This window comes from Chitinophaga parva, from assembly GCF_003071345.1.
In the GTDB taxonomy this organism is placed as follows: Bacteria; Bacteroidota; Bacteroidia; order Chitinophagales; family Chitinophagaceae; genus Chitinophaga; species Chitinophaga parva.
Window position 1 is genome coordinate 2,294,006 of the sequence record NZ_QCYK01000001.1, and the last position, 13,427, is coordinate 2,307,432.

A 13,427-nucleotide genomic window follows, 5' to 3' on the forward strand; every position below is an offset into this window, starting at 1 on the left:
GCTGGCATGGAATACGTAATTTTGCCGGCAAATGGAAGAGATCAAAGTAAGTGTCATCCTGGCTACGTTCAATGCGGCCCGGCTCTTGCCGGATTGCTTTGCCAGCATAGCGGCACTGCACATGCCGGGGCTGGAGATCGTGGTGGCAGACGGCGGCAGTAAAGATCATACGGTAGACCTGCTGAAAGCCTTCAGGGACGTGCCCCTGCAATGGGTAAGTGAGCCGGACAAAGGTATTTACGATGCATTGAACAAAGGCGCCCGCATGGCACGTGGCAAGTGGCTGTATTTCATGGGCGCGGATGACCGCCTGTTGCCGGGCTTCGTGGAGCTTTGCAGTAAACTGCAGGATGAGAACACGGTGTACTACGGCAATACCATTCCCATTTACGGGCCGGAGAAACCTGCTTACACCCTGGGCGTTGGAGCGTTTTCGCCCTGGCGCCTGGCCCAGTATTGCATGAACCACCAGCAGATCCTTTATCCCAAAACCGTGTTTGCCAAATACCAGTACCCGCTGAAATACCGCGTGTATGGCGACTATGCGCTGAACCTGCGTGTGTGGGGCGATAAGCGGTTTCCAAAAGTTTTTTTCCCGGTGGATATAGCCGGCTATTACATGGGTGGCCTGTCTGCACATTTCAATGATACGGTGTTTAAAAAAGACAAGGCCGGCATTATCCTGCGCAGCATGGGGCCGGTGATGTACCTGCATTTTTTGATCAAGCGTTTTAAACTCCGTCATCTATACGGGCACAAGGATTTTTTCTGATCGTATGAATACCAGCATAGATATTGTTATTCCATCCTTCCGCCTGGAAGAAAAATATATCCTCCCTATCCTCCAGCTGCCCCGCCCGGCCGGTGCGCGCGTGCGCATTTACCTGGTGGTGGACAATCCTGCCGTACAGCCTTCAATGGCCATCCGTGCATTGATAGACAATGAAAGTGTTTTCCTGCATGTGAACCCGGAGAACCGCGGGGCGGCCATTACCCGCAATACCGGCATGGAAGCGGGCTCCGGGGAGTGGGTCCTGTTCCTGGACGATGATATAATTGTGCAGGAAAACCTGCTGCAGGTGTATGCCACTGCAGCCCTGGAACACAGCGATGAAATTGGTTTTTTGGGATTGATCACTTTCCCCGAGCCGGTGGCAGATTTTACCAAAGCCATTGAGGCCAGCGGCTCCATGGACATTTTCCGCATATCACTGGACCGCGATGCTTTTGCCTGGGGCGCCACGGCAAACATTATGGTAAAGCGCAGCGCCATTGGCGATGTGCGGTTTTCTACAGCGTATCCTAAATCCGGTGGCGGGGAAGACGTGGATTTCTTCATCAACGTGCGCCAGCGGAATGGCTACCGGAACTTCCGCAGCCTGCCCACCGCGGTGGTGCAGCATCCCTGGTGGAACAATGATAAAGTAAGTTACCAGCGTCCTTACCGCTATGGTATTGGCAACAGCTGGCTGCCGAAGCTCAATCCCCGTTATGCCTATTACGATTTGCTCAATACGCCGGAAACCTTACTGCTGGCCGTTTTACTGGGTGTCATAATTAGCGTGGTACGCCCGGCCTGCATAAAAAGTATGTTGCTGCTGATAGTGGGTATACTGGTGGTAGAACTGGTTGCCAGCAGTGTGCAGGTGTTCAAGCGCCGGGGGCTTACCAGCATCAAGATCTGTTATTACGTGACCGCGTTGCGCATTGCGCACGATGCGGGCATGCTGGTGGGAATACTGAAAAGAGGGGAGTGGTGGCGCATGGGGCAGCGCTTTCATTATGATGGTGCTATCAACAAGGTTTATTTCTACCGGTCCAATACGTACCGTATCATCAAGTGGGTGATGTATCCCTTGTTATGGTGGATGGCCTGGCGCGCCTGTTAACACTGCGCCAGACCATTTGCGGACATTCTTCTTTTGCTGATCAGGGTTTCGTGGTAGATGCGTTCATTGCTTTCCACCCAATTCTTGGAATTGATATTATGGTTCAGATGGTAGCACACCGCCGCCAGTTTGAGCCTTTCTTTTTTTATACCGGAATTGATCAGCCTTGCTGCAAATTCATGGTCTTCAAAGCCCCAGCCGGTAAAGAGGTTGTCGTAGCCATTTACCGCCACGTAGTCTTTTCTCCAGAAGGCCAGGTTGCACGCTTTAATATTGTTAGAGCTTTCGGGATCGGCTTTGATGAGGGCCGAGAGGAAAGGGATGCGCAGTGCGTTCAGGCGGTTGTTGATGCCTTTGCCAAAGAAGGCAAAGCTGCACAATTTATGTTCAATGGCTTCGCGGGTGCGGCTATCGTCCAGCAGTACGCGGCTGCCCTGCACAAAGCGCTGTGGGCGTGCATTCACCAGGTGGTCGTGCACAAAGCGATGGTGCAGGATGATGTCGCCGTCTATCTGGATGATATAATCCGACTCTGCCTGCTGCATGGCCTTGTTGAGGATGGTACTTTTGCGGAAGCCTTTGTCTTCGTGCCATACGTGCTTTACCGGCACTTTGAAAAGGCGCCTGTATTTATTGATCACCTCTTCCGTTTCCTTTCCGGAGCCGTCGTCTGCAATGAGTATCTCATGTGCGGGGCGGGTTTGATGTAACAAGCTGTTTAGCACACAATCCAATGCCCTGGGCCAGTTGTAGGTTGAAATCAAAATACCAACGGTGATATTTCTGTTTTCCATGCTAGTCTCTTTAAGCGATATGTAAAATTTTTTCAGCTAAAATCATGCAAGAGTTATGCTGCATCAATTAGCGGCAAACGTTTGCATGTCTATCAGTTTTCGATAAAGCCCGTTTTGGTTCACCAGTTCCTGGTGGGTGCCTTGTTCTACCACCCGGCCGTGTTCCAGCACAATGATAAGATCGGCGGTCTGGATGGTACTAAGGCGGTGCGCAATGATCAGTGAGGTGCGGTTTTTCATCAAATTGTTCAGCGCATCCTGCACCAGTTTTTCAGATTCTGTATCGAGGGCGGAGGTGGCTTCATCCAGCAGCATGATAGGTGGATTGCGCAGCACTGCGCGGGCAATACAGATACGTTGCCGCTGGCCGCCGGAAAGTTTGGAGCCCTTATCCCCAATGTTGGTCTGGTAACCGTGCTCGGTATCCATGATAAAGTTGTGGGCGTTGGCCACACGGGCGGCTGCCTCCACTTCCGCCATGGTAGCGGTGGGGCGGGCAAATGCGATATTATTGAAAATGGTATCGTTAAACAAAATGGACTCCTGGTTCACCACGCCCATCAGCGTGCGCACGGGGTCTGTTTGCAGGTTTTCCAGGTCATGGCCATCTATCAGCACACGGCCTTTGCTGGGTACAATGAAGCGGGGGATGAGATCCATCATGGTGGATTTACCGCCACCGGAAGGGCCTACCAGTGCTACCGTTTTGCCTTTGGGAATGGTAACGCTCACATTGTGCAGTACTTCGTTATCGCCGTAGGCAAAACTTACATTGTCAAAACGGATATCGCGCTCAAAGGTATGGATGGCCTGTGCATCGGGGGCATCCACGATCTGCGGTTTTTCATCGATGAGGGCCAGTACCCGCTCACCGGCGGCTATGCCGGAGTGGATGCCGCTGAAAGAAGTGGAAATGGCCTTTGCGGGGCGCATCAGCTGGGAGAAAATGGCAATGTAGGTGATAAAAGAGGCAGCTGTAAGGCCACTCTTACCGGCCAGTACCTGCGAGCCGCCATAGAGCACTATACCGGCCACCATGGCCACACCCAGGGTTTCAGACACCGGGGAGGCGAGCTGCTGGCGGCGGGCCATGGCGCGCATGATATCGGAATAGCGGCGGTTCTCATCATCAAAGTGCTTCTTCATATACCGGGAGGCATTAAAGGCCTTTACAATGCGCATACCGTTCAGTGATTCATCCAGGTAACTGATCATCATGCCATAGGTCTCGTGCGATTCCCTGGCCTGCTTCTTCAGGTTCTTTACAATGCGGGCAATGATAATGCCGCCCACAGGCACTACCAGGATGGAAAATAACGTAAGCTGGGGCGAGATCACGATCAGCGTCACCAGGTAGAAAAGGAGGGTAAGTGGCTCCTTGAAGATCACCTGGAGGGTGCCGGTTACGGAAAACTGCACCACCTGTACGTCTGATGCGATCTTGGAAATAATATCACCTTTGCGCTCATTGCTGAAGTAACCCAAATGCAGGTCCATGACGTTATTGAAAACGGTCCGGCGCAGGTTCAGCAATGTATTGATGCGAAGGTTCTCCATCGTACGTTCTGATAAGTAACGAAACAGGTTTCCCAGGATTACTGATATGAGAATGATGCCGCATACAAACTTTAAAGCCTGTATGATGTCGCCCTGTGTCTTGATGACATAGGCGTAGTAGTTCAGCATCTTCATAAAATCAAAGAGATGCTCGGGTTTCTGCACCACTACGGGGTGGCTGTTATCAAATAGAACCGTGAGCAAAGGCGCCAGCAGCGCCAGGTTCAGAGTGCTGAACAATACTGCCAGCAGGGTAAAGATGATATATGGTATCGCGTATTTTCCAATCGGTTTGGCAAAAGATAAAAGTCGAAAGTATGTCTTCATTTGTTAGTCTCGTGTTCAGGAATAGTGCAACTGGCCGGCAATCTTCATGTCCAATGTGTATGCAATGTTTGCACTGGTACTGTAAAACGCCTGGCTTTCCAGGATGAACGTTTTAAGGGCACTCCCTGGTATGCGGCCCCTGCGGAGAAGATACAGGAACAACAACCGGATCATTTGCCTCGCAGCGCTGGTGAAACGGCCCTAACTGGCAGAATGTTACACGCCTGGGCTGCAATTTTTGGTAATTAGATGGCAGATCTTGCTATAGCAGGTTATATATGATGTTTTTCAATGTTTTAAAATTGGTAATGCGTTCTTTTTATCCCTGTGCCAGATGGCCCGGAGGCCCTTAGTTTGAGTAGCTGCCCAGGCCCATTTTGCCGAAATCGTGCCAAACGGTACGGAAACCTGGCATTTTCCGGGCACCGCTGCACCTTGGGGGATATGGTTTTTACAAAAGTATATATTAATTTTTTTAAGATAACGCTTTTAACGTTCTTTTAAGGCGCCTAACGTGGAAAAAAATGGGTTTGTGTTAGAATGACGCACTGGCCGACCGGCAGGGGATATAAAAAGAAGCAGGGCGAAAACGCCCCGCCTGGCATTCTTATTTGTACTATTTGCTGCCAAATAAAGATTTTATAACCGGATCATTCATCATAATAAACACGGCTTAGCCAGCTTTTGTTTGCTGCTGGCGCCCGGAAAAAATCCCGCCGGAGATCTGCGCCCACATTGCCTTTGGCCGCAGGCCCCCGAAAAAATTAAAAATCCTGTCACGTTCCGGGGCCCTGCCCGGTCTTATTACCGTAATCCAATTTTACTAAACCGTAAAAACTGTAATAAGATGTCACAACGTTTTGCTTTCAACGAGATCCCCCAGCAACTGCTGTCTACTATGTTCAATATGAGCAACTACCTGCAGAACGCCGGCCTGGAACCCAGCCTGCGGGAGCTGATCAAATACCGCGCTTCCCAGATCAATCACTGTGCGCCCTGCCTGGATATGCACTGGAAAGATGCCATAGCGAATGGTGAAACACCCCAGCGCCTGCACAGCCTCATTGCCTGGCGCGATTGCCCTTACTACACGGACAAGGAAAGAGCAGCCCTGGCCCTCACAGACGCACTGACCAATGCGAATCAGCAGGAAGTAGGGGACGATATTTATAATGAGCTGCTGAAGCACTTTACCAAGAACGATATTGCCAACCTGGCCCTGGCAGTGGGAGAGATCAATGTCTGGAACCGCCTGAACAAGATATTTAAGACCACACCCGGGAATTACAAGCCCGGGGCCTACCAAGCCGCCTAACCATTACCTTTACTTAAAATGTACACCGTGAACGATTACCAGGCCGCTTTATTTCCATACGCCTATAATGTCCTCGGCTCTGTAGAAGACGCCAAGGATGCGGTACAGGAAGTATATGCACGTTACGTGAGCTCGCCCAGGGAGGGCATTGCAGATGAAAGGAACTACCTCATTAAAAGTGTAGTGAACCAGGCGATCAACATGCGGGCAAAACGTAAAACAGTGCCTGCAGATAGTGTATGGCTGCCGGAACCGGTGGCCACGGAGCGGGCCGATACCAACCTGAATATGCAGGACATCGTGTCTTACTCCATGCTCCTGTTACTGGAACAGCTCAATCCCAGGGAAAGAGCAGTGTTCATCCTCAAAGAAGCCTTTGCCTACAGCCACGAAGAAATAGCCGAAGTGCTTTCCAGTACAGTGGAAAATTCGCGCAAGTTGCTAAGCCGCGCCCGCGAAAAGATCAATCCTTCCGCCAAAATAACGCAGGCTGCCAGGCCACGCCCCGAAAGCGCCGTCCTGCTGGAAAACTACATAGGTGCCATCCGCAGGGGTGATACCGCCACACTGGAACAACTGCTGTCGCGCGATATTACCTTCTTCGCAGATAGTGGCGGCAAAGTATCCCTGGTGCGTAAGATCTGTCATGGTGTGGCAGAAGTGGGCCCGCTCATGGTGTACATCTACAGTAAGTTCCAGCGTAACATGGAAGCAGTGCCTTCCACCTTTAACCACCAGCCGGCCCTCCTGTATTATGTGAACGGGCGCCTGGTCGTGTGCCAGGTGTTCACCCTTTCTGAAGACGGCAGCCACATTACGGAGATCTGCAGCCTGCTGGACCCGGATAAAATTCAAAGTATGCAGGACCTGTAAAACATACCTGCATTTCCCATAAAGCGGGACTGTATCAGATCTTATGATGCGGTGCCGCTTTGTTTTTGCCCCACGGTGGCTGCAATACGGCCGGTTCATAATTTGATAACATGAACACCCTGCTTTTTTTTATAGTTTTCACCTCTTTAACGGCTGCCATTACTGTCCATTGAGACCAACGGAAACAAAACGGAAACAACTACTGCTGATAAACCATCATCAAGATGAAACGTAAAATCTTATTTGCGGCTGCCTGCCTGGCTTTGCTGGGCAATAGCATCCAGGCCCAGGACCTGTTGTCCCTGGAGCGCAAACGCATTCACCTGCCCAATGGCTGGTCGCTTACACCGGCCGGCAGCAGCCTTCCCCTGGGCGATCTCCCGCTGAACATTGCCGTCAGCAACACGGGGCGTTATGCTGCCGTTACCAACAACGGCCAGAGCACCCAGACCATCCAGCTGCTGGACGCCCGTAATGATAAGGCGCTGGACCAGGTGGAGATACACCGTGCGTGGGGCGGTATTGCCTTCAGCGCAGATGAAAAATACCTGTATGCTTCCGGCGGCAATGACAACTGTATTCTCCGGTATACCATCACCAATAATAAGCTGGTCATAACCGATACCTTTAAGCTGGGAGCACCTTATCCGGCGGCAACGGTATCGCCCACGGGCATTGCGCTGGATGATAAAGCCCACCGTATGTACGTGGTGACCAAAGAAAACAACAGCCTGTATGTCATCAACACAGACAGCAAAGAGATCCTGCAGCAACTGCCCCTGCATGCGGAGGCTTACACCTGCCTGCTTAGCCCTGATAAAAAAGAATTGTATATCAGCCTTTGGGGAGGTGATAAGGTGATGGTCTATAACACCGGCAAGCTGGCACTGACAGATAGCGTTGCCGTAGGCGATAATCCTAATGACCTTTGCATTTCCCGCAATGGCCGCTATTTGTATGTGGCCAATGCCAACGATAACTCCGTTTCCGTCCTGGACGTGAAAGCCCGGAAAGTACTGGAAACACTGAACGCCGCGCTGTATCCTACTAAGCTGAGTGGCTCTACCAGCAATGCAGTGGCACTGGGCAATGATGACCGCCTGCTGTACATTGCCAATGCAGACAATAACTGCCTTGCGGTGTTTGATGTAAGCAAACCCGGCGCCGGCACATCTAAAGGTTTTATTCCCACGGGCTGGTACCCCACGGCTGTAAAGGTATTAGGCAAAAAATTGTACGTGGCCAATGGTAAAGGGTTCTCTTCCTTCGCCAACCCGCAGGGCCCCAATCCTACAGATAAAAAGGAGCACGTAGGTATCCATACCGGGGACGATCAGCAACCTAAAAAGGTACAATACATTGGCGGTGGCCTGCTGATGGGCACCCTGAGCATTATCCCCGTACCCGATGAAAAGCTGCGTGCGGCGTACTCCCAGGCCGTGTATCATAACACACCTTACAATAAAGAACAAGAGCAGGCAGCTGCCGGCATGCCGGGCAATCCCGTTCCCATGAAAATAGGAGCACCTTCGCCCATCAAGCATGTTTTTTATATCATCAAGGAGAACCGCACGTATGACCAGGTGCTGGGCGATATGCCCGGCGGCAATGGGGACACAAGCCTGGTGCTCTTTGGACAAAAGATCACACCTAACCAGCACGCCATTGCACAGCAATTTGTGTTGCTGGATAATTTTTATGTAGACGGGGAAGTGAGTGCAGACGGGCATAACTGGAGCATGGGCGCTTACGCCACGGATTACATGGAAAAGAACTGGCCCACGAGCTACGGTAACCGTGGCGTGGGAGCCAGGGGCGCTACTGCACTCAATAAGCAATATATCTGGGACCGTGCCAGCGCTTCCCATGTGAGCTACCGCACGTATGGTGAATTTGCCGGCAAAAAAGGACCTGCCATCCCCGTGCTGGAAGGCCACTATGCAAAGAACTTTGAAGGCTTTAACCTGCATATCCCGGATACGGCGCGGTTTGCGGTCTGGAAAGCGGACTTTGATTCACTGATGGCTGCCAATGCGCTGCCCCAGTTGATGACCATCCGTTTTGGCACTGACCACACCGAGGGCCTGGCCGCCGGCCGTCCCACTCCCTTCGCGCACGTGGCGGATAACGACCTGGCAGTAGGCATGTTCCTGGAATACCTCAGCAAAAGCCCGGTGTGGAAAGCGTCCGTGGTCTTCATCCTGGAAGATGATGCCCAGAACGGCCCGGACCACGTGGATGCCCACCGCTCCCCGGCTTACATTGCAGGCGGTTATGTGAAAAGGCATTTCGTGGACCACACGATGTACACTACTTCCTCCGTGATCCGCACCATTGAACTGATCCTCGGCATGCCGCCCATGACACAATACGATGCTGCCGCCATGCCCATGTGGAACAGCTTCACGGACCAGGCGGATGCAACTGCCTTCCAGTCACTGCCCGCCAACGTGAACCTGCTGGATGTAAACCCGGCAAACACAAAGCTGGCAGCTATTTCCAGCAAGCTGGATTTCTCTAAAGAAGACGTGATCCCTGACCAGCTGATGAACCTCATCACCTGGAAAGCCGTAAAAGGTGAGCACGCGGTGGTGCCGCCCATTGTGCACGCCGCATTTGTAAACACCGTGAAATCTGATGATGATGATCAATAAAATCAAGACCGGAAACCTGGTATTGGCCATTGCCCTGCTGCTGACCGCCTGCAGCAAATCCAAAACAGACGTGGACATTACACCCGGTGAGCCCACGCAGGGCAGCTATATAGCCGAAGGCGATACCCTTAATACAAAGAACGGGTCCAATGGCCGCAGCATTAAAGGCACCCTGAAAGCAAATGGCACTTACTACCTGCATAGCGATTACGGCGATGCAGTGATCAATACCGGTGATACCCTGGTGGTGCAAAGTGGGGTGAAGATCCTGTTCACCGGCCCGTCCAGTGGCGCCAATGCGATCGGCACCCAGGGGCATGCACCCGGGCTGGTGTTGAACGGTTCGTTGCTGGTACTTGGTACACAGCAGCACCCGGTATTGTTCACCGTGAAAGATGAAGCCCTCCGTTCGGATCCCTCCAAAGACCCGCAAAGCCCCAATACTGATCCCGCCTTTAAGGGCTACTGGGGCGGCATACAGGGCGGGGTTACCGCAGGTGATATCATCCTCAAATGGGCACGCCTGGAATACCTGGGCGGCCTGGCACCGGCTACCGACCCGGCCAGGCCTAACAAAGCGCGCTACGGTATCTTTACCCAGAACCCCAAGGCAAGCCTGGTGCTGGAAAACTGCCAGCTTTATGGTTCTTTTGATGATATGGTGCGCGTAGCGGGTGGCAAGTTCGCCATCTTTGGCAACACGTTTGAAAAGGTAGGATTCCAGGCGGGAGAATGTGTAAACGTAAAGAGCGGTGGCGAAGGCGATATCGCGTACAACCTGGTGATAGGTGGTACCGGCAATGCTTTTAAGTCTGCCAATGCCGGCGGCCTTTCGCCGCAAGCCAATGCCTGCATCTACAATAACACTATCATTAATACCGGTTACCGCCAGGCCAAAGTAGGTGAGGGCGGTTCGCTGGATTTCGAGAACGGCGGGCGTGGTAAATGTTACAACAACCTGCTGGTGAACTGTGCCTTTGGCCTTGCCATCATGGGCGGCGGTGGCAGTGTACCCGCGGCAGATACGGCTAACATCCGCTATGGCAACACCTACAACTATGGTGATAACACCGGCATCACTTCCCAGTTCCTGCCTGCCGGCTATATTACGCAACAGCAGGCTACGGATATCAATGGCGGTAACAACACCGTACCGGGTGCCAACAACCCGCTGTTTGTAAATTACCCGCTGCCGGTAAGCGCGGGGTTTGATTTTATCACTGCCAGTTTTCTGGGTAGCTATAATTTCCACCTCCGGCCCGGTTCACCGGCTGCAGGTAAAGGATTTACCGGCTTTAGCCCCAATGCTGCTGTGAAGGTGGATGCTGTATATGGCGCTACCGGCATTATGGCGCCCGGGAAGGATATTGGCGCATTCCAACTGGATAATACCGGCAACCCGTATTGATGGGACAACGGATCTTTTTTTGGCTCCTGCCTTTTGCAATAGCAGTGTGTGGAATGCCCTGCGCTGCTTTTGCGCAAAAGGTAACGCTGGATACCGTGCATGTTTCCGGCCGTACAGCCCTTGTTTCCGAAGTGCACGGCCGCATAGAGGAAAAGCAATCCACCCAGCTGGTACACGTGATCTCGCGGGCATCCATTGAGCAGGCGGCAGACATCACAGTGGCAGACATCCTGCAGCGTGTGAGCGGCGTATCCCTGTTACAGAATGAGACCGGCATACCTGGCCATGTGATCATCCGCGGCATGGCGCCCAAGTATAGCTATACCGCGGTGAATGGGATGCCTATTCCCAGCCCGGATGAGCGTACCCGCTACCTGTCGCTGGATTTTTTTCCTGCTGCCATCATAGACCGCCTGGAAATATACAAGACGCTGAGCCCTGCCATGGCCGGAGACGCCACCGGGGGGCGCATTAACATTGTAACCCGCAGCGCGCCCGATCAGCAGGAACTTTCTTTCCAGGTAGCCACCGGCTACAACCAGTTTTACCTGCAACAGGCTTATACCGGCTTCGATAATAAAGCCGTACAACGGCAATCCCCCTACGAACGGTTTGGGCCGGATTACAATGCTACCGGCAATGATTTCAGCAAGGGCAATCTCTCCTTCAAGCGCCATACCGCTGCACCGGACCTGCAGGGCCATGTAAGCTGGGGCAAACGGTTTGTATCCGGGAAGCTGGGCATATTTGCCACCACCGGCGTGCAAACCCTCCACAGCGCTGCCGACGGATTCCTGGTGCTGCAAAACAATGAACCCCAGGTCAACAATGTTCCGGGCATCACGGATTTCATCAAACGCACCTATTACCAGACCAGCAGCCGGAAGTATTTTTATACCACCCTGGATTACCGTTTCAATCCCAGGCACCAATTACGATTGTACCAGCTTTACCTGGATAAGACAGATATGGAAACCCGCAACGCGGTAGATACCAGCCTGGCGGAAGGCCGCACGGGCCCTGGTACCGGGCGCATTGCCGTGATGCAGAGAGCGCGCACCCTGCGTCAATCCCTGGAACACCTGGACCTGCAGGGAGACCATTTGCTGGCAAAGGGCTTCACCCTGGACTGGGCCGGCGTGCATTCCACTGCCAGGGGAAACGCCCCGGACCGCGCGGAGCTTACGGCCAATACCGGCCGCATACTGGGCGCTGATGGCCAGGTACACCAAACACCCCTCCTGCTGGCCCCCCTGGAACGTACCTGGATGCACAACAAAGAATGGGAGAACGACCTGCACGTGAGCCTGCGTTTCAAACCTGCCCTCTTAAAACAGCAGCTGGACCTGGAAGGCGGCACCTTGCTGCAATACCGCCGCCGGGATAATTTCTTCAACGATTACCTGTTCAACCCCGCCATTACCAGTGGCAATGGCCAGCCATTCACTGGCATTTACGATGCTGTATGGCTGAATGACAACGGCCCACAAAACCCCAGGGGAAGTGTGAACACAGCAGGCACTTATACCGCTAAAGAAAATATCAGCGCGTTCTTTCTCCAGGCAACCTTCCATACCGGTAAGCTGAATGCGGTAACAGGCATGCGGGCAGAATCCACGGTGCAGCACGTGCATTCCGCCGCCAGCCCAGACGCTTCGCGCTATAACGGGATCGGTATCCATTACAGGGACTGGCTGCCCTCGGCGAGCATCCGGTATGCACTGAGCGATGCGCAGGCCATAAAGCTGTCGTGGTACAAGTCGCTGGGCAGGCCTTCCCTGTACGACATCACGTTTTTCAACATGAACTATGATGATTATAACATAGCAGGCAATCCTTTCCTGAAAAGAAGTACGGCCAGCAACTTTGACCTGCGGTATGACCTGTACCGGCCCGGCGTACTGGAATTACTCCAGGTAACTGCCTTTTATAAGCGCATTGCAGATCCTTACGAAAAAACCCTGCTGGGCGCCACGGACACGCTGTATCCCATTCCTGCAAACGGGCTGTCTTATGTGCCGGCCGCGCGGCTTACCGAACAGTTACGTAATTATGCCACCGCTAACAATTACGGGCTTGAACTGGCTGTAATAAAGCAGTGGGGCGCTTTTGGTATCCAGGCTAATTATACGTTCACGGCTTCTCACATTACGCAAACCAAGAAGTTTAAACAGCGGGAAAAGCCGGATGATCCTGCATCGGGCATTGTTACTGTGACCCGCACACAGGAGCGCCCACTGGAGGGGCAGTCTGCCCACCTGGGCAACCTGGGGCTGCGCTGGCGCTCCCCGCAGCATGGCTGGCAAATGCAGTTGCAGGGGGTGTATACCGGGCGCCGGATCGCGGAAATATCCGGCTGGTATAACCTGGATAACTGGCAGCGTGCTTATACTACGCTGGACTTTACTGTTCGGAAGATGATCGGTACACGCTGGCAGCTTTTTGCCAAGGCTGCTAACCTGTTGAATGCGGGAACGGAGATCTATATAAAAGGAACGCTGCCTGGTGTGCCGGGCCAAACGTTTCCCGGTCACACCATCCTGGAGCGGAGTGCGCACGAACGGGGTTTCCAGGTGGGGGTACAATTCAATACAAGGTGAGTATGCCTGC

General features: G+C 52.9%; 9 protein-coding genes. 7 read left to right on the forward strand and 2 right to left on the reverse strand.

Going from position 1 to position 13,427, the window contains the following annotated elements; translation table 11 throughout:
- Positions 1-31 precede the first annotated feature (31 nt).
- Both DCC81_RS09630 and DCC81_RS09635 read left to right on the forward strand, forming a co-directional pair.
- A complete protein-coding gene (locus DCC81_RS09630; protein ID WP_108686314.1) occupies positions 32-772 on the forward strand; it encodes a glycosyltransferase family 2 protein in 741 nt (246 codons plus the stop codon).
- A 4-nt stretch (positions 773-776) separates the two neighbouring features.
- The gene (locus tag DCC81_RS09635; protein ID WP_108686315.1) at positions 777-1,889 is read left to right on the forward strand and encodes a glycosyltransferase family 2 protein; all 1,113 of its coding nucleotides are present in this window, start codon (positions 777-779) and stop codon (positions 1,887-1,889) included.
- Here the strand turns inward: DCC81_RS09635 and DCC81_RS09640 are convergent.
- Both DCC81_RS09640 and DCC81_RS09645 read right to left on the reverse strand, forming a co-directional pair.
- On the reverse strand, positions 1,886-2,683 hold the full coding sequence (locus DCC81_RS09640; RefSeq protein ID WP_108686316.1) for a glycosyltransferase family 2 protein: 798 nt from the start codon (positions 2,681-2,683) through the stop codon (positions 1,886-1,888). The genes DCC81_RS09635 and DCC81_RS09640 overlap by 4 nt on opposite strands.
- Before the next feature lie 63 nt (positions 2,684-2,746).
- On the reverse strand, positions 2,747-4,567 hold the full coding sequence (locus tag DCC81_RS09645; RefSeq protein ID WP_108686317.1) for an ABC transporter ATP-binding protein: 1,821 nt from the start codon (positions 4,565-4,567) through the stop codon (positions 2,747-2,749).
- 847 nt (positions 4,568-5,414) lie between these two features.
- On the opposite strand from DCC81_RS09645, the gene DCC81_RS09650 reads away from it, so the two are divergent.
- The 5 genes from DCC81_RS09650 (at position 5,415) to DCC81_RS09670 (ending at position 13,417) form a co-directional block, all read left to right on the forward strand.
- Positions 5,415-5,882 carry a carboxymuconolactone decarboxylase family protein gene (locus tag DCC81_RS09650; protein ID WP_108686318.1) on the forward strand — a complete coding sequence of 156 codons (468 nt, stop codon included), beginning with the start codon at positions 5,415-5,417 and terminating at the stop codon, positions 5,880-5,882.
- A 27-nt stretch (positions 5,883-5,909) separates the two neighbouring features.
- A complete protein-coding gene (locus tag DCC81_RS09655; protein ID WP_240612943.1) occupies positions 5,910-6,755 on the forward strand; it encodes a sigma-70 family RNA polymerase sigma factor in 846 nt (281 codons plus the stop codon).
- Positions 6,756-6,979: 224 nt separating this feature from the next.
- Positions 6,980-9,409, forward strand: coding sequence for a bifunctional YncE family protein/alkaline phosphatase family protein (locus DCC81_RS09660; RefSeq protein ID WP_108686320.1), 2,430 nt, complete (start codon positions 6,980-6,982; stop codon positions 9,407-9,409).
- A complete protein-coding gene (locus DCC81_RS09665; protein ID WP_133177620.1) occupies positions 9,399-10,817 on the forward strand; it encodes a hypothetical protein in 1,419 nt (472 codons plus the stop codon). Before DCC81_RS09660 ends, DCC81_RS09665 begins: the two co-directional genes overlap by 11 nt.
- A gap of 53 nt (positions 10,818-10,870) precedes the next feature.
- The gene (locus DCC81_RS09670; protein ID WP_165806515.1) at positions 10,871-13,417 is read left to right on the forward strand and encodes a TonB-dependent receptor domain-containing protein; all 2,547 of its coding nucleotides are present in this window, start codon (positions 10,871-10,873) and stop codon (positions 13,415-13,417) included.
- Positions 13,418-13,427: the final 10 nt, after the last annotated feature.